The organism is Cobetia sp. 14N.309.X.WAT.E.A4 (assembly GCF_030397495.1).
Classification (GTDB): domain Bacteria; phylum Pseudomonadota; class Gammaproteobacteria; order Pseudomonadales; family Halomonadaceae; genus Cobetia; species Cobetia marina.
Window position 1 is genome coordinate 74,698 of record NZ_JAPNXT010000006.1, and the last position, 19,679, is coordinate 94,376.

Consider the following 19,679-nt stretch of genomic DNA (forward strand, 5'->3'; position numbering starts at 1 on the left):
ACCCGACATGCTAGAAGCTCTGCGCCAGCGCCTGCAATCCCATCACCCCCGTATCGTGAGCAACGACCAGCCACGCGCTGCGGTACTCATCGCGTTGATCGACCGCCCGGAACCGACGCTGCTGCTCACGCAACGCGCCAGTCACCTGAGTCAGCATGCCGGCCAGGTCGCCTTCCCCGGTGGCAAGGCGGAGCCGGAGGATATCAGTCTGCTGGCCACGGCGCTGCGTGAGGCCGAGGAGGAAGTGGCCCTGCCCTCCGGCGAAGTGGAGATATACGGGCAACTGAGCGATGTGATCTCGCTGCACGGCATGACCGTGACGCCTTTCGTGGGACGCATCGCTCCCGACCTGCCGCTGCGCGCCGACCCCGGCGAGATAGCGCATATCTTCGAGATGCCACTGAGCATGCTGCTGCGCGATGAACGCGCCCACACCGACGTCATCCGCGTGGGCGATGACACCTGGTACGTGCCCGGCTATCAGGTGGCCGGGCAGCTGCTGTGGGGGCTTTCCGCGATGATGCTGGTGGAGATGATGGCCATCGGGTTCGGACACACCATCAGCCTGTCCTCCCCGCCACCGCCCGGGGCTCCGTTGCGCCACCTGCCACCTCGCCCCCATGCACCACGGGCATGAGCCTCTGGCGTGATTGACGCATGTCTCGCGGGCTGAGGATTGCCAGGCCTTCACTCAAGGCATTGCGCCCCTGCGCGCGCTGCTCTATAACACTGCGCCTTGATGCCTTCTGCCCTTTTTCCGGAGCGCCCGATGCCCGCTGCACCCGCCCCACTGCTGGACCCCACCGCGCTCAACCTGCTGATCGATGAACTGGTCGAGCATGGCTACAGCGTGCGCCCGGACTTTCTGCCGGCACACCTGATCCGCCATCTCAATGACGAGTTGCGGGCGCTGGAGAGCCATCAGCGACTGACGGCTGCGGGAATCGGACGCGGGCGAGAGCATGACCTTCGCCCGGACATCCGCGGGGATGCGATTCGCTGGCTGGATCGCGATTCGCGTGCCCAGCGTGCCTATCTGGAGGCGATGAATGTCCTCAAGGATGAACTCAACCGTGCCCTCTATCTGGGACTGTTCGAGTACGAGGCGCATTTTGCCCACTATCCGGTCGGCAGCTTCTATCGCAAGCACCTGGACAGCTTCCGCGGGCGTGGCAATCGCTTGATTTCCAGCGTGCTCTATCTCAATGCCGACTGGCCGGCGGACGCCGGTGGCGAGATCGTGCTCTACGACCCCGAAGATGACAGCCGTGAAATCCGGCGTGTCACCCCCGAGGCCGGGACCTTCGTGTGCTTTCTTTCCGAACGGATCCCCCACGAGGTACTGTCGACGAAACAGGCGCGCGCCAGCGTGACCGGCTGGTTCCGCCGCAACGCCTCGCAGGGCAACCTGGTCGACCCCTCCCGCTAGTGCGACCTACTCATCTCTTCTCCCCTCCCCCCCCTTGCGACGCACGTGAGGCATGCCGCTCACACAAGGCCTCAATCTGCGTTGCGCCCGTCGGATGCCTCGCCATGGCGGGGCGCCTGGCGCAGGCTTTCGCCCTCATGAGTCTCGATCTCCTCGAGACTATCCAGGGACGCCTCGGTGATCAGCTCCGGCATGTCGACGGCCAGCTCGCGAGTCACCTCGACCAGCGGGTCATTGACCTCGGCATCCCGCAGGTGCTCCTCGGCGGCCTCGACCAGTTCCGGCCCGACGGCAAGCTCCGTTCCCAGGGGCGTCTGTGGCGCATGGGTCTCGAAGGGGGCCAGCGGCTGCGGCGCCGGACGCATCACGCGTCGCCAGACGAAGAAGGCCAGCATGCCACCGCCCATCACCGCCAGACTCAGCGCCATGCCGGGCATGGCACCCATCTCGGCCATCGGCAGTGATACGGCCGGCGGTGACAGGGTCGAGCCCACGGCATTGATCAGCAACAATCCCTGACTCATGCGCACCAGCGCCCCGGCGGGGGCACGGTCTGCCGCATGGCTGACCGCGACCGGATAGAGCGTGAAGGCCGCGCCGCCGAGCAGGAACAACACCGTCAACTGCGCGATGCCTTCGCGTGCCGGCCCCATCAGCAAGGCGGCGAACCCGATGATGGCCACCGACAGGATGATCAATACCTGCTGACGATCATGACTGTCAGACCAGCGCCCGATGGGGTACTGCAGCAGCATGCCGCCGAGAATCACCAGCGCCATGCGCTGCCCGATCTCCGCGGTGTCCAGCACGCCGCCCTCCCCCAATGCCAAGGGCAGCAGGCTGTAGAGCACTGCCACCACCAGCCCCGAAGCCAGGCAGCCGAACACGCCGGTCGGCGTGATGCGAATCAGACGCCAGGGACTCAACGGCTCGGATTGCTCGATCAGCGGTGATACGCGCGGCAGCAGCACCAGCGGCAATACGGACGCCGCCGCTAGCATCGCCACCAGCATGAAGGCCGCCTCGAGACTCAGCATGGCGGTTACTCCCAGCAGCAGCTGCCCCAGCACGCCCGCGCCATAAAGCACGATCATGTAGAGCGCCAGCAGGCGTCCGCGTACGGCGGGGTCGGCGGCACTCAGCAACCAGCTCTCGATGACCAGATAGACGCCGACCAGCGACCAGCCGATCATCATGCGCAGCAGGAACCACACCACGGGATGATCGCCCAGCCCCATGGCCAGGGCGGCGACTGCCACCAGCGAGGCGAAGCCGGCGTAGGCTCGGATGTGTCCGATGCGCAGCAGCAGGCGGTCGTTGACCAGCGCTCCCAGTCCAAGCCCCAGATAGTAGGCGGAGCTGATCAGGCCGATCGCCTCGCTCGAGACACCGGCGGCAGACAGCCGCAGGGGGACCAGCGAAGTCAGCATGGCATTGCCGATCCCCAGCAAGGCAAGGCCCAGCAAGGGCGCGAGAGACATCAACAACAGATGACGGGGCATGACCAGTTCCTCGGCCAGGCGCAGGACTGCGTTCGGCCAATGCCGCAAGGTGCGGAGAGCTACGGGAGAGGGAAGCGCCCTGCAGGAATCTCGCAAGGCGCGGGCAATATAGTGACAGTCTGCGCCAAATCCAAGTGTTTTTGCGTCAGCTTCACGTCATTTCGCGACATCGTTCATTGTCTCGCCCCGAATCTCGCAGCCAGCCCGGTCAGGCGCACGCGCGTGGGGCGGCTGGATCATGCCTCGGTAGCGGGCATCTCCCCTCCACACCCGCCACGCGAGCCCTTCAGGACATCGGAACGCGGAAGATGACGCTATCGCTCGCAATCTGCTCGAAGGCCAGGCCATGGGTCCGCGCCAGCCAGGCGAAGGTCGTCGGGCTGAACAGGCAGACATGGGTCGGGTCACGCAGATAGTGCCAACGCTTGAGCGCATCCAGATCATCCGCGGCGGGTTGCGTCATGATCCCCAGCAGGCCACCGGGTTTGAGACACCCAAGCCACTGACGGAAGACATCGCCGGGCGCGTAGAGATGCTCGATCACCTCGGTACTGACGATGAAATCATGCTGACGGGCGAGCGCTGCCGGGTTCGGGTGGTAATACAGATCATGCAATGCCATCGGGTGGCCGACTTCCTCGAACATCCGTGCCAGGGCTGGCCCCGGCCCACAACCGAAATCGAGCCCGCTGGCACCGGCCGCCAGCCGCTCGCACATCGGCGTGAACAGCCTGGACAGGAAGGTGCGATAGCGCGGGTCTGCCGGGTCGTTCTCGTGCTGGTCGTAGATGTCTTGCTCTGCGCGGGCATCCAGTCGTTGAGAGGGCGCGAGATACAGCAGATGACATTCGCCACACCGCAGGTAATCACGCTCGTCGGCAGGCGGACGCTGACCGGTCCGCGGACATGGCTTGCGTCGTTGCACCAGATGCAGCACCGGTTGACTGCCATGGGTCGCGCATAACGGGCATTGATGGTCGGATTCAGGCAATGCCTGTGCCGGGGACTCGGGGGCAATGGGGGAAGATGACATCAGGGCTCCGCACAGGGCAAGGGACACGACAGGCACAAGACATGACAGGCACAAGACATGACAGGCACAAGACATGACAGGACGAGCACATCAGGGAAAGCGCATCAGGGAAAGCATCACCGAAAAGCACTACTGGAAAGCACTACTGGAAAGCACTACTGGAAAACACGGCACACGAGAACCGCTCGGGCAGTGCCGTGGTCTGACTGTCTGACAGAGCGCCTCGGGACTACGCCAGCGACGTGATCCCGGATGTGCCGATGCCAGCATGATACTGGCAGAGGAAACGGGCCGCACGCCCCGTGCCACACACGACGAAGGTCACTGCGTGCCCCCCGATGCCTCGAACCTGCATGACGTTCGCCCCTCTGGCACAATGGGGCGCGACGGGCAGCGCAGGACTCGCCCTCTGACCAGTGCGGTATCTCACGCCAGACCACCGGAACTTCATGTGTGACGATGGAAAAGACTCTCAAGCGTTTTGAAAAGGCCATGGAACAACGCCTTTTACCCCTCAAGGCCAATGCCGTCGCCTGGCTATGGCAGCGACTCTCGGGCCTGACCACCCGCCAGCTGTGGTGGATGGCGCGCCCGGTCGCGCGTCTCGTGCAACTGCTCAATCCGCGGGAACGGCGCGTCACGCGCAGAAATCTTGGCCAGGCCTTCCCTCATCAGCCGCGTGAGGCACGCACACGCCTCGTGACCGAGAGCCTCGCGCACTCCACCGCCACCATGCTGGAGCTGGGCAAGGTATGGCTGGGTGATGAAGACGCGGTGCGCGATTCGATTCTCGAGGTGCACGGTCGCAATCTGCTCGACGAAGCCCGTGCCGAGGGACGTGGCGTGATCGTGCTGGCGCCGCACTTCGGCAACTGGGAAGTGCTCAATTTCTGGCTCTCGAGCCATTTCCCCTTCACTGCCATGTACGAGCCGCCCAAGTTCGAGCGGCTCGACCCGATCATTCGCAACGGGCGTGAGCGCATGGGGGCGAGACTGGTGCCTACCAACTCCCGCGGCGTGGCAGCGTTGCTGAAGGCGCTCAAGCGCGCCGAGGCGATCGGCATCCTGCCGGATCAGGAACCGGGACGCGGCAGCGGTGTCTTCGCCGACTTCTACGGCCGCCCCGCCTACACCGCCACTCTGCTCCCCAAGCTGGTGGCGAGAACCGACGCCCGCGTGGTGACCGGTGTCGCTCAACGCCTGGAAGATGGCCATGGCTTCGCCATCCACTTCCTTGCGGCGGATGAGGCGGTCTACGCCGAAGACGAGGTCATCTCGGCGCGGGGAGTGAATGCCTCAGTGGAAGCCGCGATCGCCCTGGCGCCCGCGCAGTATCAATGGGAATACAAGCGCTGGCGCAAGAGCCCGGAAGAACTGGACGAGCAGCCAGGCTGGCGTGAGAAGCGCTTCTATCCCCGGGACGATTCCTGGCTTTCCCTCAAGGGCTGGCGCCGCCACCTCAAGTACCGCCGCCGCAACGCGAAGCGCTCCTGACTCTCCAGGGACAGGGCAGCACTGGCGCAAACCGGCACAAGCTTCCAGACTTTCCTGCACGACAGCGAGCGATGCCAGTCGACTTGCCGAGGCAGCCGCGACAGGCCAGGGAGGCAGTGGAGCACATGAGCAAGCGCCAACAGGAAATCCGCGGATGCGCAAGCATCAGACAGCTGATGGGGACGGCGCTCATCGGCTGTCTCTGCGCGTCGTCTCCTGCCTGGAGCGAGGCAAGCAGCAACGACACCCTCGATGGCGAGACCTCTGCTCATGCCCCGACTCTGGCATTGCAGGCGGCAAGCTCGGTTCCCGAGGACGCCCCCTCCCTGAGGCTGCCACCAGGGGCCGGCATGACTCGGCTGGCATCGCTTCAGGCACCTCGCATGCTGCACCTTACCGCTCACGATGAGGTGTTGATCGGCTCGCGGGCCGGCAAGCTCTACCGAGGCCAGCTGGCCGATGATGGCAGCCTCAAGCGCATGGAAGTGCTGGTCGAGCTGGAAGGCTATCCCCACTCTGTCGTCGTCCGCGATGCGCGCCTGTATGTCGCGACCACGGACGCCCTGCTGGTCGCGGACTACCATCCCGGGATCTCCCTTGCCCCGAGCGACTTCCACCGCGTGATCGCGATTCCCGGCGGCGGCGGCCACAACTCGCGTACGCTGAGCCTGGGCCCTGACAATGGCCTGTATCTGGCGCTGGGGATCCAGGGCAACTGCTCCGATCAGTATCTGGCAGGCACCTCGCCTCGCTATCCACAGCAACAGCGCCGTGGGGGAGTGATGCGCCTTGAGGAAAGTGGCGAGCCTCCCGAGTGGCGTGCGTGGGCGAGTGGTCTGCGCAACCCCGTCGGCCTGGTCTGGCAGGCACTGGCGACAGGAGAGACGCGCCTGCTGGCCACCAACAACGGACCGGACCACTGGGGCTACGAGCATCCCCGCGAGCTGGTGGTCGCAGCTGACCAGGGCAGCTTCCATGGCATGCCCTGGTATCAGTGGATCGATGGCCGCTGGCAGGCAGATGATTGCATCACGAGCGATTCACCGCGCGAGCGTGACGAGATTGCACCGCCACTGGCCGAGATCCCCGCTCGCAGTGCGCCGATGGGAATCGCGGTGGTACCGCCAGGGCATCCATTGGCTGCTGACATGGATGTCGTGGTGGCAGTCCACGGCAGCTGGGGCACGGCACCGTCCGGCAAAGCGTGGGGAGACCCCGCCAGTCGTCGTGAGCCTCGCCTGCTGGGCCTCAAGCTGGCGACGCCAGACACTGAAGCACACCTAGTGCCGGTACTGACCGGCCTGCAGGATGCCGCCAGCGGCGAGCGCTGGATACGCCCACTGGATGTAGCATTCGGCAAGGATGGCAGCCTCTACCTGACCAGCGATACCGGAGCCTCAGGACTCTATCGGATCACCTTCTCTCAGTGACCTCCAGCCGCCTCTGACCCGACACGGCGGCTCACGCGTTGATTCTTCGCCCAAGCGTTGAGCGAACGTCTCGACGCTCTGCATCCATGGGGTGATCACATGCGTATGCTCTCAGGACGACGCCATCGCCGGAGCCTGCGCCATGACAAAGCCCTCCATCTTCTCGCCAGTTGCCAGCCCTTCCCCCGGGGCTGTCCGCCCGGGCAGCGCCCTGACGCGCACCCCGTGGCTGAGCATCATCATGCCAGTCCACAATGAGGCATCCGGTATCGTCTCGGCCTTGATCGCCTTGAGTCCACTGCGCGCGAGCGGGGATTGCGAGGTCATCGTGGTCGATGGCGGCTCCACGGATACTACCCGCGAGCTGGCAACGCCGCTGTGCGATCGCTGCCTGAGCAGTGATCCGGGCCGGGCAACGCAGATGAACGCCGGTGCCTCTCAGGCTCGTGGTCAATGGCTGCTGTTCCTGCATGCCGACACGCGCCTGCCGGCACATGTCCTCTCGGTACTGTCAGAGACCCTCGCCGAGCATCGCGAGTGCGACTGGGGTCGCTTCGATGTCGACATCGAAGGAGATTCTCCGCTGCTGCCCGTGATCGCCATGCTGATGAATCTGCGCTCGCGCCTGACCAGCATCAGCACGGGTGATCAGACCCAGTTCGTACGACGCTCCACCTTCGAGGCCATCGAGGGCTTTCCCGTCGTGCCCCTGATGGAGGACATCCAGCTGAGCGTCAGGCTCAAGCGGCTGACCTCGCCGCTGAACCTCTCCGCCAGAGTCACCACCAGTGGAAGACGCTGGGAAACCCATGGCGTCTGTCGCACCATCCTCAAGATGTGGGGGCTGCGCCTGGCAGCCTGGGGTGGCGTATCTCCTGTCCGTCTGGCGCGTCTCTATGGTTATGGTGCTGCCGCTCAAGCCTGTGAACGTGGCTTGCCTCATGCCTGAAGCCTCGCTTGCTGGCAGGGAAACCGACACGGCCGCGTATGACATGCGCCCGACGCTCATCATCTTCGGCCGCCTGCCACTGGCCGGACAATGCAAGACGCGGCTGATCCCTGCCCTCGGTCCCGAGGGGGCGGCACGCCTCTACTCGCGCATGCTGCGCAGAATCGTTCAGCAGGCCTGCGCCTCACGCCTCGGCAAGGTGGTCGTGATGCTGACTCCCTCCCCCGAGCACGCTCGGCAGCAACCTGAGCTGGCAGCCCTGCTGACGGACCTTGAGGATCAGTTGCGTGCAGAGAGCATGGCGGCATATGGCAAGCGAATCACGCTCGAGGCACAGCCACAGGGTGGGCTTGGGGAGCGCATGCATCAGGCCATGCTGCGCCACCTGCCCGCAGGCCCCGTGCTGCTGATGGGCTCTGACCTGCCCGCATTGGACAGTCAACGTCTGCGCGAGGCGGCGCGGTGCCTGCATGACCATGAGGCGGTGCTGCAGCCCAGCGAAGACGGGGGATACGGATTGATTGGCCTGAAAGCAGCCTGCCCGGCGGCCTTCCAGCTGGATCACTGGAGCCATGCCGACGTGAGCCGGGAGACTCTTGCACTGCTGGCTCAGGCAGGCAGAAGCGTCGGTTGCCTGCCTGTCAGCTGGGATGTCGATGAGCCTCACGATCTGGTGCGCCTGAGGCGACACTTCCCAGCCCTGATGGCGAACCTCTCCTCCTGTCAGCCTGCATGACATCTTTCCTGCAGCGCATGACACGCTTCCCGCATCGCAGGAAGCCCTTTCAGCATCGCAGAAGGCCTCCCAAAGTCGCATGGGTTTTAGGGCGGCAGAGGCTTTTCCTGCACCGCAGGACTGTTACACTCGAGATATCGTGACGTCTGAGTCACAGCTTGACGGGGTGCCGGTAAGACCGGCTGAGATGTCATTCGCACTGTTCGAGGCCTTGCATCGAGGTGCGTGAATGACGATCCCGCCGAACCTGATCCGGTTAGTACCGGCGTAGGGATCAAGCGCGAAGTGTTGCCGCACACCATCTTCACCTCTTCCAGGTGAACGCCGCACCTCCCCCGCTTTTTCCCTGCAGATTGCCGGACCTGACCACGCTCGAGCCAGACCTTTGCCACTCCATCACGGATTGGCAGCACGCTCACCGAGGGATGCGTCGATGCCCAGCTTTTCAGACCTGACCAGTGCCTGCGCCGAGGAATGGCGCGACTATCTCGAGCATGACTTCGTTCGCCAGCTCGGGGAAGGTCGTCTGCCAGAGGAGTCCTTCCGCCATTACCTGCAGCAGGACTACCTGTTCCTGATCCACTTCGCGCGCGCCTGGGCGCTTGCCGCCTACAAGAGCCGCACCCTCGCGGAGCTGCGTCAGGCCACGGCCAGTCTCGACACCATTCTCAATACCGAGCTCGACCTGCATATCGGCTACTGCAGCGAGTGGGGCATCAGCGAGGATGACCTGAGTGAGCTGCCGGAATCCCGCGCCACCCTGGCCTATACCCGTTACGTACTGGATTGCGGCCAGCGCGGCGATCTTCTCGATCTTCACGTGGCGCTCGCGCCCTGCCTGATCGGCTACGGCGAGATCGCCGAGTGGCTGCTGGATCAGGACACCACCGAGATCGAGGACAATCCGTACGCGGACTGGATCGCGATGTACTCCAGCGATGAGTTCAAGGAAGCGGTGGACGCCGAACGTGAATGGCTGGACGCTCGGCTCTCGGAGGTCTCGGAGCGCCGGCTGGGCGAACTGGTGGATGTCTTCCGCGATGCGACACGTCTCGAGATCGACTTCTGGCAGATGGGGCTTGATCGCGACTGATCCGTGGCAGGCCGTCGCCTGACAGGCCGCACCAGCGCGAACGGAAGATTCATCGATTTCCATGGGCTTGGGGACGTGGTCCTCTCGCCAATCATCCAGACACACCACAGGCCATCAGAGCCTGAATGCGAGCACGATGACCTGGGCCAGCACAACGCTCAGCACAGGTCATGCCCGCATTGAACTCTGAGCACGCTTGACGGGGTGCCGGTGGAACCGGCTGAGATCCTGCATGCATCACCTCGCCGCCAAATGGGCGAGGCTGCCAGCAAGGGGTCCCGTGGAACCTGAACCGGTTAGGACCGGCGTAGGAATCAAGCTGATGGTCAGCCGCTGCCCGCGGCCGCCTCGCTCCCGGGCCACCTGTTGGCAAGGAGTCGGCGATGGCCATCCTCTCCCTGCGCACGGTCTTCCCATGATGACGTCTGCCGTGACGTCGCCCTTTGAGGAGACCTGCATGAGCACTACCCCCACGACTCAAGATCCGCAAGCCACCAACGCCGCAGAACCGTCGCTCGCCCCCCAGCCTGAAGCTGCGCCGAAGGCGCGCGCACGTGCCGGTCGCAAGGATGGCAGTCGCCATCTCGCCAGCGAAGCCCGCGTCGACGCCGCCGCCATCGCGCCGCTGAGCGGCTCGCGCAAGATCTATATCGAAGGCTCTCGCCCGGACATCCGCGTGCCCATGCGCGAGATCGGCTGCTCGCCGACCCAGACCTCCAGCGGTCTGGAAGAGAATCCGCCGATCGTCGTCTACGACACCTCCGGCCCCTACACCGACCCGGCGGTCGAGATCGACATTCGTCGCGGGCTGGCGCCACTGCGCGAGAAGTGGATCGAGGAGCGCGGCGATACCGAACAGCTCAATCAGCTGAGCAGCGAATATGGTCGCGTGCGCCAGGCCGACCTGCGCCTGTCGTCCCTGCGTTTCGAGCTGGACCACCGCCCGCGTCGTGCCCTGCCGGGCAAGAATGTCACCCAGCTGCACTATGCGCGCCAGGGCATCATCACGCCGGAGATGGAGTACATCGCGATTCGCGAGAATCAGCGTCGTATCGCGCTGCGTGAGGAATATCAGGGCAGCGACTCCGTCGAGAGCATTCTGGGCCACCAGCACCCGGGCCACAGCTTCGGCGCCAACCTGCCCGACGAGATCACCGCCGAATTCGTGCGTGAGGAAGTCGCGCGTGGCCGCGCCATCATTCCCGCCAACATCAATCACCCGGAAAGCGAGCCGATGATCATCGGCCGCAACTTCCTGGTGAAGGTCAACGGCAACCTGGGCAACTCGGCGGTCACCTCCTCCATCGAGGAAGAGGTCGACAAGATGACCTGGGCGATCCGCTGGGGCTCCGACACCGTGATGGATCTCTCGACCGGCGCCAACATCCACGAGACCCGTGAATGGATTCTGCGCAACTCTCCCGTGCCCATCGGCACGGTGCCGATCTATCAGGCGCTGGAGAAGGTCGATGGCGTGGCCGAGAATCTTGATTGGGAGATCTTCCGCGACACGCTGATCGAGCAGGCCGAGCAAGGCGTCGACTACTTCACCATCCACGCCGGCGTCCTGCTGCGCTATGTGCCGCTGACCGCCAGCCGCGTGACCGGCATTGTCTCGCGCGGTGGCTCCATCATGGCCAAGTGGTGTCTGGCGCATCACGAGGAAAGCTTCCTCTATCGCCACTTCGAGGACATCTGCGAGATCTGCAAGGCCTACGACATCAGCCTGTCACTGGGCGATGGCCTGCGCCCGGGCTCGGTGGCCGATGCCAATGACGCCGCCCAGTTCGGCGAACTCGAGACGCTCGGCGAGCTGACGAAGATCGCCTGGCAGCACGATGTCCAGGTCATGATCGAAGGTCCGGGTCACGTGCCGATGCACCTGATCAAGGAGAACATGGACAAGCAGCTCAGCGAGTGCGACGAGGCGCCCTTCTACACCCTCGGCCCGCTGACCACCGACATCGCCCCGGGCTACGACCACATCACCTCCGGTATCGGTGCCGCGATGATCGGCTGGTTCGGCTGCGCCATGCTCTGCTACGTGACCCCCAAGGAGCACCTGGGCCTGCCCAACAAGGACGACGTCAAGACTGGCATCATCACCTACAAGATCGCCGCGCATGCCGCGGATCTGGCCAAGGGGCATCCGGGCGCGCAACGTCGTGACAATGCACTCTCCAAGGCACGCTTCGAGTTCCGCTGGGAAGACCAGTTCAATCTGGGCCTTGACCCGGACACCGCGCGCAGCTTCCACGATGAGACGCTGCCCAAGGATTCGGCCAAGGTCGCCCACTTCTGCTCCATGTGCGGGCCGAAGTTCTGCTCGATGAAGATCACCCAGGAAGTCCGCGACTACGCCAACGAACACGGCCTGACCGGTGACGCCGACAGCGTGATGGCCGGCATGCAGGAGCAGGCTGACAAGTTCAAGCGCGAAGGCAGCCAGCTCTATCAGGAGGTATAGGAAGAGAGACTGGCGCACGAAAGGCTGACGTGCTGAGCCGCACGAAAAACGCCCCGACCATCACTGGTCGGGGCGTTTTTCAATGGCCTGCTGCCAACCGCTCATGACACGTCATGAGCGTGATCCAGAGATCACGTGCGGCTGGTGACTTCCAGCAGGTGATAACCGAACTGGGTCTTCACCGGGCCCTGCACGGTGTTGATCGGTGCGCTGAACACGACTTCGTCGAATTCCTTGACCATCATGCCCGGGCCGAAGGCGCCCAGGTCACCGCCACTGCGACCGGACGGGCAGGAGGAGTGCTCGCGAGCGGCATCAGCGAAATCGCGGCCGTTCTCGATTTCGGTCTTGAGAGCTGCACACTGTTCTTCGCTGGAAACGAGAATATGACGCGCTGTGGCCTGTGCCATGTCTATCACCTGTCACTGATCGAATAAATGCCGCCGGCAATCACCGGCGGCGTGGCAGCACATTGTGGCCCAAGGCGACGCTCGCCGCTAGCGTCCGCCACAGACCCGGCGCTGATACTGGATGGCATCAAGGTCGCTGCTGCCCAGCAGCGCCGCTGTGGCAGCATTGCATTCCGCCTCTGCCAGTTGATCGGCACCTGATGATTCAGCCCACTGGATATTGCCGATGCTGGGCTGATAGCTGACCGCCGCATGGCAGGCCATGCGCCGCGTACTGTGGTAACGCTGGGAGGGCAGGGTCGGAGGATTGGCGGTCATTTCCTGACAGGTGGAAGCGAACATCTCACTGGCCGCCTGGCTGCAGCGGGTATGTGCCATGGCATTCTGCCGCTGGTTGGCACACACGGAGTCATTGAGAACACGCCACTGCAAGGTATCGAAATCGATCATCTGCCCTTGATAGCGGGTCTCGACATGTTCTCGCTGAAGCCCTGCTGTCGACGTCAGATGAGACGCTACCCCCTCCCCGAATTGCCCACTCATGCCGGATACCGCGTCCATTAATGCTGCCAATGCCGCACTGACAGAATTCATCACACACTCCTTGTGTTGATGCCTCCCGGCATATGCCGCCGGGGAGCCTTGCTCGATCATCCATGACTGTCACTTGCGGTGACATGATCTGGTAACGCTGCCTGGTAACGCTGCCGGATAAGACCGACCGATAGCGTCAGCGCGCTCACTGCGATATTACCCGCTCACCGCCATCATTGCCTTGACGCTCAAGGGGATGGTGCCAACGCTTCCTCCTCCCGCAACGAGCCGTCAGATTCAAGACTCCAGACGCGCGAACGCCCACCCGGAAGACCGGATGGGCGTTGTAGACGCTCGCCTGAGAGCGTCGGCAGCAGTCGCTTACTTGGCGACTTTCTGCATGGCCTCGGAGGCGGACTTGGCATTGCTCTCTGCCAGTTCCTGACCTTTCTTGGCGTATTCCTGGTTCAGCTCGACCACCTTCTGGGTATCGTTCTGAAGCTTCTCGCCCAGAGACTTGACCGTCTCCTGCTGTTCCTTGACGAAGTTCTTCAGGCCTTCGCTGTCCTTGATCTCGAGCATGGAACGCGCCTGCGCCATGGAGGTGTCAACGTAGGACTTGGTCAGATCCATCTGAGCGCTGACCAGCTTCTCGCTGTAATCGAGGCTCAGGGCGCTGAAAGCACGCAGCGGAGCGAAGAACATGTCGTCGAACTGCTGAGTGGTCTTCTCAAGATTGGTGTTGAACATGGGGCACCCTCCAGGGTTTGGCATCACACGGAAAATGAAGCGGAGCTTTGCTCCGTTGGCTACCAGGACTGAACCAAGCTTGTGAGCCATGAGGTCGAGATCTCACTGCAAGCCAGCATTCTCGACAGGTTCCATCCTCGCTGCAGTGCAGCATAAGCCACCTCTTGCTGCACTGCAACATCAGGAGCGCAATATTGATCAACCACCTTGCCCTGCGAGTCTGCTGCCGGGCTGACTGCCCTCTTGCCTAGAGACGCCAAGCCCCTGAATGACATGAAGATTTCAGTCGCTCGCACGGCATCGCTGGCACAACATCCTGTCACCCAGCAATTCGCGCTGACCCTCGCTACGACATAACGCCACACTGGCCTTGGACAACCAGCGACGACACTCATCACAACGTGGCTGCAGGTATTGCATCTCATCATGGCCAGACGCCATGCCACGATGGCCGTGCGACACGTCAGAGGCTTTCGCGCCAGCGGAGGACACGCCCTGCAGCCTCACGTCAGAAACTGAAGGCTGCCAGTCCTGAGCCTGCAAGCCGTGGCACGTGGACGAGGGCATGGTCTGCGTCATGCCGGACATCAGTGTCTGGAAAGAGGATGAGATGGCCTTTGGAGGAGTGGCCCGGCGAGTCTCGGAAGGTGTTGGCCCCTCCTCGCGAGGCGTGACCTGAGGAGCGTCATCCCCGCTTGAAGAAGGGATGGCGTCATCACGCACGGGGGCCACCGAAGGGGAAGCGGATGGGTCCTGGGGTGGCGCCCAGGCGTAGGCCGTCTGTTCATCGGGATGGATGGCCACGGTGGCATGTTCTGACAAGCCGAGTCGCGACGCCCAGTCGACCCGTGATGGGCCATGCTGCGCCAGGATGGCACGACCGAGACGCCTCAGACGACGCGGGTCGATCCGGTGGGTGAAATCACGCATGCGGGCGACGGAGGCCTCCCCGCTCCCAAGATTGAGGCATTCTTCGGACAACCCGCGCAGGTCCACCAGCGCTCGACTGTCCAGAATATCTTCGGGAGGCCGGCTGACCTGTTCCTCGGAGGCAATGACCAACCGATGCGTCAATTGTGGCTGCAGCACCATCCCGAGTCTGGAAGGCAGGAGACCTGAGCTCTCCAGCCAGCGGCGAAAGCACTGCTGCTGTTCCTTGAGTGCCAGCAGCGGTGATGGCGTCAACCGCAACTCATCACCGCTCTGAACGACCTCCTCGATATCTTCCAATGAGCCCTGCCCGACGGAAGCGCCTTGCTCGACAGAGGGGCCCTGGTGCGCGCTCAGCTCGCCAAATGGCGAGATCGTCAGCGGGAGATCAAAGCAGGACGCATCCAGTACCCAGAATTGCATGAGGCGATTGATCAACACGTGATCCAGCTCGATCACGCCATCATCCCCTTCCAGGCGCAGGTCATGCAGCACGACCCAGTCGTCGCGCGACTCGAACAGGGTGTTCAGGAATCGGGCGAGCGAACGACGACGCTCCTGATGCGCTCGAACGCCTCGCAGCATCCTCAGAACCTGCTGGCGCTCCTGGGTGCTCAAGGTGGCATTCTGCGCCAATACCTCAAGTACCAGAACGTCATACTCCCTGGAGTCACAATCCTTGAGCAGCATGGGAGCCTCTAAATTTAGAACATTAAGATGTTTTCAGTGTAGTCATCGCAGTGCCATCTCTGCCACCTGCTACCTGTCAGGGCATCCTGCCAGGGGGAACAAGCAGGGGAGAAACGGGTACCGGGCAGATCTTCAGGATAGCGCTTCAGGACAGACCTTAAGAATAGCGCTTCAGGACAGACCTTCAGGATAGATCAGGCTGATGATGATAGGGCAGCATCGCCTCCACCTGGCGTCGCGCCCCGCTCAACCAGCGCGCTTCCTCCTCAAGCGCGTCAGCCACGGCTGACTGCAGGCCGGGGTGTACCAGCCAGTGCAATGACCAGGTGTCATAGGCCGAGAAGCCGCGGCTGATCTTGTGCTCACCCTGTGTGCCTGGATCAAAGCGCGTCAGTCCCCGCTCAAGGCAGAACTCCAGCCCCTGGTAATAGCAGACCTCGAAATGCAGGCAGTCCGCCTGCACTTCACTGCCCCACCAGCGCCCATAGAGGCAATCGGCACCGACAAGGCACAACGCAGCTGCCACAGGATCGCCGTGTTCATCACGCGCCTGCACCAGCAGCAGCTGTTCGGGCATGCTGCGCCTTAAGCGCTGAAAGAACGCCAGTGTCAGGTAGGGCCGTTGTCCGCGCTCCAGATAGGTCATGCAGTAACAGCGGTGGAATGCTTCGAGATCGCTCTCACCGATGGCTTCACCGCTGAGGCGCGCGAGGGTGATGCCCTGCTCGAGCACCTTGCGCCGCTCGCGGCGGATCTCCTTGCGTCGCTTGGAGCGCAGGCTGCCCAGCCACTCATCGAAGTCTCGCTCACCTCGCGACTGCCAGTGATACTGCATGCCACCACGCAGCATCAGCTGCGGACTGACGGCTTGCCAGTCGCGGCACTCGTCGAGATCCGCGAACAACAGATGAAAGCCACTGTGCTCAAAGCGTCGCAAGGGTCCGCCTGCGTCGACGGCGGGTGCCACGCCGGCCTGAAGCCTGGGCCACAACCAGGCAAGCAGCGCTCGGCGGGAAGGGCCTCCCGCCTCCGATGAGGCCAGGACCAGCCGCGGACCAGCGCTCGGCGTGAAGGGAACTGCCGACAGCTGCTTGGGATAATAACGCCCACCGGCCTGCTCCAGCGCCTCGGCCCATTGCTGATCAAAGACATACTCGCCCCGCGAGTGCAGCTTGAGATAGCGCAGCAAGCCGGCGACAAGCCGTCCTGACTCGTCACGCACCAGCAAGTGCGCCGGGTACCAGCCCGTAGACGCGCAGGCCGCGCCGCTGTCTTCCAGTGCACGAAGATAGGCATGTTGCAGAAAGGGATACTCTTTTCCCGCCAGCGCATCCCATTCTGCGGGCGTGACAGCGCTGATCGACGAGAGCACGTCCAGATGCCAGTTCGCGCCACGTCTGTCAGTGGCCTCAGTCCCGATCTGCCTTCGCGACGCATCACTCTCCTGATGCCCTGCTTCCCGGTGCTCGCTCACCCTGCTCTCCTCTGAAGATGCCCACCCTGCCGCCCGGCCGATATGCCGCCTGCCCCAGGACATGCTAGTGTGTCGCCATGATGCAAGACAATGAGACTGCCATGACTGATACATCGCCTCCCGCCGACAAGCCTGAGCCCACGCGCGATACGGCGACGGCTACCGAGCGTCCCACCACTCCCTCTGCGCAGGAAACCCGCGCCGAGACCAATGCCATGGCACTGGCCTCCTTTGCCCTGAGCGTGCTGGGCTGTCTGCTGGCACCCGCGGCATTGGGTGGCATCGTCTGCGGTCATCTCGCCCGCCGACAGATCCGCCAGCGCGGTGATGCCGGCGATAGCTGGGCGCTGGCCGGCCTCATACTGGGCTACCTGCTCATCGCGTTGTCATTGGCGGGTCTGCTGATGTTCGGCGGCATGATGCTCACCATGTTCGGTATCATGGCGTTCAGCAGCTGACGCAGGACGACCCTCCTTCAGCCTGCCCCCCGATTTTCATGCCAGCGGGACACCCTGCCGCCTTGAGCACCTGGTGTGCTCCCGCCAGCGATTCCGGCTCCTGTGAGCCGCCTCATACCTGAGCGAGCCTCGATGCTGCACTCGATTCTCGATAATGATTTCTACAAGTTCACCATGCAGAACGCGGTGGTGAAACTGTTTCCCTACGCACGCACCCGTTACGCCTTCATCAACCGGGGCCAGCATGCCTTCCCCCCGGGATTCGGCGAAGCACTGCGCGCGGCCGTGGATGACATGGCACGCCTGGCGCTGAGTGCTGAGGAAAAGGAGTTTCTGGAGCAACAGTGCCCCTTCCTCGACCCCACCTATCGTGACTTTCTTGCCGGCTTTCGCTTCGATCCCGCGGAAATCACCATCACCCAGTCGGGTGAGGAGCTTGAGGTCCATATCGAGGGCTACTGGTACCGCACCATCCTGTGGGAAGTCCCGCTGATGGCGATGATCAGTGAGCTCTGGTACCGCCTTGGTGGCGATCAGCGTGACAGCGACAAGAGCGTGCGTGACAGTACGCTGACCAAGATCGAGCACTACAAGCGTCTGGGGGTACGTGTCGCCGAGTTCGGGACGCGTCGTCGCCATTCCTATGCGGTCCATGATCAGGTAGTGGCCGCCCTCAAGGAACAGGGCCGTGGCTGTTTCATCGGCACCAGCAATGTCCACATGGCCCAGCGTCATGGCACCAAGCCCATCGGGACGCATGCTCACGAGTGGTTCATGTTTCATGCAGCGCGCTTCGGGTTCAAGATGGCCAACATCCTGGCGCTGGAAAACTGGGTGAAGGTCTACCGGGGTGATCTGGGGATCGCGCTTTCAGATACCTTTACCAGTCGTGCCTTCTTCAGAAGCTTCGACAAGAAGTTCGCCAAGCTGTTTGATGGGGTACGGCACGACAGCGGTGATCCCATCGAGTTTGCCGAAGCGACCATCCGCCACTATGAGTCGCTGGGCATTGATCCCAAGACCAAGACGATCATCTTCTCGGATGGTCTGGATACCGACAAGGTTGACCGTATCGTGCGCTACTGTGCCGGTCGTATCGGCATGTCGTTCGGGATCGGCACCAATTTCACCAATGACGTCGGCCCCCAGCCGATGAACATGGTCATCAAGATGACGGAAGCCCGGCCCGAGGGTCAGGATTGGGTGCCGGTGATCAAGCTGTCGGATGTGTCCAGCAAGCATACGGGTGATCCGGACATGATCCGTCTCGCGCATCAGGTGCTCTCGCTCAAGGAGCTGGATCAGACGGCAGACTGACGCGCTCGCCCCTGACACCGTCACCCCGCAATGAAGAAGCCCGTTCAGGATGATGCCTGAACGGGCTTCTTCATGTAGGTCACGCATTCGGCGTCACGACAACCTGCTCACGTCTGCGGCTGGGTCTTCGGTGACTTGAACACGCCATTGAACAGATTGAGCATGACCTGCCAGGAGGCAGCATCCGCCGACGCATCATAGCCGAGCGGGAGGTCGTACCTGGCGGCCTTGGCATCCGACTCCGGATTGGTGAACGCATGCTTCGCCCCCGGATACTGGATCAGGGTCGTCCGCGTACCGAGGGATTCAAAGGTAGACAGCAGCGTGTCCAATCCTTGCTGCGATACCAGAGAATCCGCCTCGCCATTCTGGATCACGACGCGTCCGGCGAAGGGCTCGGGATTCTCGACGGCGATTCCAGGGCTGCCGTGGAAGCTGACGACAGCCTTGAGCGGAGCGCCGGAAAGCGCCATGTTCAACACGACACCTCCCCCGAAGCAATAGCCGATGGCCGCAAGGCGGTCACCATCCACCTCGGGGCGAGAACGCAGCACCGCCAGCGCCGAATTGAAGCTGGATTCGGCCTTCGGCCAGTCACTCATCACCGCCGACGAGAAGGCCTTGGCATCCTCGGGATGCTCCGCCGTGCGGCCTTCACCGTACATGTCTACCGCCATCACGACATAGCCGAGCCCCGCCAGCTGCTCCGCGCGCTTGCGAGCATAACTGTTGAGCCCCCACCACTCATGGACCAGCAGTATGCCGGGACGACGTCCCTTGGCCTTGGCATCACGCGCGATCAGCCCGACATGCTCCTCACCATTGGCACGATAGGTCACGACCTCGGTGACGACCTGCGGTCCTTCGAGGCGGTCGACGAGGGTGCCATCATCGGCCGCCAATGCCTGCCCCGCGGACAGCACCGATTGTGCAAACAACAGACTTCCGGCGCACCAGCCACGTAACATACGCATCGCCCACTC

General features: G+C 63.1%; 18 protein-coding genes and 2 riboswitches. Of the genes, 10 read left to right on the forward strand and 8 right to left on the reverse strand.

The features are described from left to right. The first annotated feature begins 7 nt into the window (after positions 1-7). Together OW493_RS09925 and OW493_RS09930 are read left to right on the forward strand one after the other, a co-directional pair. On the forward strand, positions 8-637 hold the full coding sequence (locus OW493_RS09925) for a CoA pyrophosphatase (RefSeq protein ID WP_136938781.1): 630 nt from the start codon (positions 8-10) through the stop codon (positions 635-637). Between the two features lie 132 nt (positions 638-769). Next, the gene (locus OW493_RS09930) at positions 770-1,429 is read left to right on the forward strand and encodes a 2OG-Fe(II) oxygenase (protein ID WP_289864001.1); all 660 of its coding nucleotides are present in this window, start codon (positions 770-772) and stop codon (positions 1,427-1,429) included. A gap of 71 nt (positions 1,430-1,500) precedes the next feature. Here the strand turns inward: OW493_RS09930 and OW493_RS09935 are convergent, their stop codons facing one another. Continuing rightward, positions 1,501-2,931: an MFS transporter gene (locus OW493_RS09935; RefSeq protein WP_289864002.1), complete on the reverse strand. Its 1,431-nt coding sequence runs from the start codon at positions 2,929-2,931 to the stop codon at positions 1,501-1,503. A 286-nt stretch (positions 2,932-3,217) separates the two neighbouring features. Further along, positions 3,218-3,964, reverse strand: coding sequence for a methyltransferase domain-containing protein (locus OW493_RS09940; RefSeq protein WP_289864003.1), 747 nt, complete (start codon positions 3,962-3,964; stop codon positions 3,218-3,220). Between the two features lie 459 nt (positions 3,965-4,423). Between OW493_RS09940 and OW493_RS09945 the strand changes: the two genes are divergently transcribed. The 6 genes from OW493_RS09945 (at position 4,424) to thiC (ending at position 12,133) form a co-directional block, all read left to right on the forward strand. Further along, positions 4,424-5,458 carry a lysophospholipid acyltransferase family protein gene (locus tag OW493_RS09945; protein ID WP_289864004.1) on the forward strand — a complete coding sequence of 345 codons (1,035 nt, stop codon included), beginning with the start codon at positions 4,424-4,426 and terminating at the stop codon, positions 5,456-5,458. A 125-nt stretch (positions 5,459-5,583) separates the two neighbouring features. Next, the gene (locus tag OW493_RS09950) at positions 5,584-6,888 is read left to right on the forward strand and encodes a sugar dehydrogenase (protein ID WP_289864005.1); all 1,305 of its coding nucleotides are present in this window, start codon (positions 5,584-5,586) and stop codon (positions 6,886-6,888) included. Positions 6,889-7,030: 142 nt separating this feature from the next. Next, on the forward strand, positions 7,031-7,837 hold the full coding sequence (locus tag OW493_RS09955; protein WP_289864006.1) for a TIGR04283 family arsenosugar biosynthesis glycosyltransferase: 807 nt from the start codon (positions 7,031-7,033) through the stop codon (positions 7,835-7,837). 43 nt (positions 7,838-7,880) lie between these two features. Further along, positions 7,881-8,573, forward strand: coding sequence for a TIGR04282 family arsenosugar biosynthesis glycosyltransferase (locus OW493_RS09960; RefSeq protein WP_271302168.1), 693 nt, complete (start codon positions 7,881-7,883; stop codon positions 8,571-8,573). Between the two features lie 152 nt (positions 8,574-8,725). After that, a riboswitch (TPP riboswitch) is annotated at positions 8,726-8,864 on the forward strand. A gap of 142 nt (positions 8,865-9,006) precedes the next feature. Beyond that, positions 9,007-9,666: a thiaminase II gene (gene tenA / locus OW493_RS09965; protein ID WP_136938787.1), complete on the forward strand. Its 660-nt coding sequence runs from the start codon at positions 9,007-9,009 to the stop codon at positions 9,664-9,666. A 190-nt stretch (positions 9,667-9,856) separates the two neighbouring features. Next, positions 9,857-9,997, forward strand: a riboswitch (TPP riboswitch). A gap of 126 nt (positions 9,998-10,123) precedes the next feature. Continuing rightward, on the forward strand, positions 10,124-12,133 hold the full coding sequence (gene thiC, locus OW493_RS09970; protein ID WP_136938788.1) for a phosphomethylpyrimidine synthase ThiC: 2,010 nt from the start codon (positions 10,124-10,126) through the stop codon (positions 12,131-12,133). Between the two features lie 131 nt (positions 12,134-12,264). On the opposite strand, the gene OW493_RS09975 is transcribed toward thiC, so the two are convergent. From OW493_RS09975 to OW493_RS09995, 5 genes are all read right to left on the reverse strand, one after another. Next, complete coding sequence (locus tag OW493_RS09975; RefSeq protein ID WP_043331408.1) at positions 12,265-12,543, reverse strand: peptidylprolyl isomerase; 279 nt, start codon at positions 12,541-12,543, stop codon at positions 12,265-12,267. Positions 12,544-12,630: 87 nt separating this feature from the next. Beyond that, complete coding sequence (locus OW493_RS09980) at positions 12,631-13,137, reverse strand: hypothetical protein (RefSeq protein ID WP_127734635.1); 507 nt, start codon at positions 13,135-13,137, stop codon at positions 12,631-12,633. 321 nt (positions 13,138-13,458) lie between these two features. Continuing rightward, on the reverse strand, positions 13,459-13,827 hold the full coding sequence (locus OW493_RS09985; protein WP_289864007.1) for a phasin family protein: 369 nt from the start codon (positions 13,825-13,827) through the stop codon (positions 13,459-13,461). Positions 13,828-14,109: 282 nt separating this feature from the next. Beyond that, on the reverse strand, positions 14,110-15,447 hold the full coding sequence (locus OW493_RS09990) for a nuclease-related domain-containing protein (RefSeq protein WP_289864008.1): 1,338 nt from the start codon (positions 15,445-15,447) through the stop codon (positions 14,110-14,112). A 184-nt stretch (positions 15,448-15,631) separates the two neighbouring features. Next, the gene (locus OW493_RS09995) at positions 15,632-16,921 is read right to left on the reverse strand and encodes a GNAT family N-acetyltransferase (protein WP_289864009.1); all 1,290 of its coding nucleotides are present in this window, start codon (positions 16,919-16,921) and stop codon (positions 15,632-15,634) included. A gap of 101 nt (positions 16,922-17,022) precedes the next feature. Here OW493_RS09995 and OW493_RS10000 point away from each other — a divergent pair, with 101 nt between their 5' ends. Beyond that, complete coding sequence (locus OW493_RS10000) at positions 17,023-17,379, forward strand: DUF4190 domain-containing protein (RefSeq protein ID WP_240499666.1); 357 nt, start codon at positions 17,023-17,025, stop codon at positions 17,377-17,379. 132 nt (positions 17,380-17,511) lie between these two features. Then, positions 17,512-18,696, forward strand: coding sequence for a nicotinate phosphoribosyltransferase (gene pncB, locus OW493_RS10005; protein WP_084208033.1), 1,185 nt, complete (start codon positions 17,512-17,514; stop codon positions 18,694-18,696). A gap of 107 nt (positions 18,697-18,803) precedes the next feature. Here pncB and OW493_RS10010 read toward each other — a convergent pair whose 3' ends face one another. Then, positions 18,804-19,670, reverse strand: a complete 867-nt coding sequence (locus OW493_RS10010) for a dienelactone hydrolase family protein (RefSeq protein WP_136938791.1) — start codon at positions 19,668-19,670, stop codon at positions 18,804-18,806. Between the last annotated feature and the right edge of the window lie 9 nt (positions 19,671-19,679).

Coding starts and splice junctions, on each gene's coding strand:
- OW493_RS09925 (WP_136938781.1), top strand. CDS start 8: ATGCTAGAAGCTCTGCGCCAGCGCCTGCAATCCCATCACCCCCGTATC.
- OW493_RS09930 (WP_289864001.1), top strand. CDS start 770: ATGCCCGCTGCACCCGCCCCACTGCTGGACCCCACCGCGCTCAACCTG.
- OW493_RS09935 (WP_289864002.1), bottom strand. CDS start 2,931: ATGCCCCGTCATCTGTTGTTGATGTCTCTCGCGCCCTTGCTGGGCCTT.
- OW493_RS09940 (WP_289864003.1), bottom strand. CDS start 3,964: ATGTCATCTTCCCCCATTGCCCCCGAGTCCCCGGCACAGGCATTGCCT.
- OW493_RS09945 (WP_289864004.1), top strand. CDS start 4,424: ATGGAAAAGACTCTCAAGCGTTTTGAAAAGGCCATGGAACAACGCCTT.
- OW493_RS09950 (WP_289864005.1), top strand. CDS start 5,584: ATGAGCAAGCGCCAACAGGAAATCCGCGGATGCGCAAGCATCAGACAG.
- OW493_RS09955 (WP_289864006.1), top strand. CDS start 7,031: ATGACAAAGCCCTCCATCTTCTCGCCAGTTGCCAGCCCTTCCCCCGGG.
- OW493_RS09960 (WP_271302168.1), top strand. CDS start 7,881: ATGCGCCCGACGCTCATCATCTTCGGCCGCCTGCCACTGGCCGGACAA.
- tenA (WP_136938787.1), top strand. CDS start 9,007: ATGCCCAGCTTTTCAGACCTGACCAGTGCCTGCGCCGAGGAATGGCGC.
- thiC (WP_136938788.1), top strand. CDS start 10,124: ATGAGCACTACCCCCACGACTCAAGATCCGCAAGCCACCAACGCCGCA.
- OW493_RS09975 (WP_043331408.1), bottom strand. CDS start 12,543: ATGGCACAGGCCACAGCGCGTCATATTCTCGTTTCCAGCGAAGAACAG.
- OW493_RS09980 (WP_127734635.1), bottom strand. CDS start 13,137: ATGAATTCTGTCAGTGCGGCATTGGCAGCATTAATGGACGCGGTATCC.
- OW493_RS09985 (WP_289864007.1), bottom strand. CDS start 13,827: ATGTTCAACACCAATCTTGAGAAGACCACTCAGCAGTTCGACGACATG.
- OW493_RS09990 (WP_289864008.1), bottom strand. CDS start 15,447: ATGCTGCTCAAGGATTGTGACTCCAGGGAGTATGACGTTCTGGTACTT.
- OW493_RS10000 (WP_240499666.1), top strand. CDS start 17,023: ATGACTGATACATCGCCTCCCGCCGACAAGCCTGAGCCCACGCGCGAT.
- pncB (WP_084208033.1), top strand. CDS start 17,512: ATGCTGCACTCGATTCTCGATAATGATTTCTACAAGTTCACCATGCAG.
- OW493_RS10010 (WP_136938791.1), bottom strand. CDS start 19,670: ATGCGTATGTTACGTGGCTGGTGCGCCGGAAGTCTGTTGTTTGCACAA.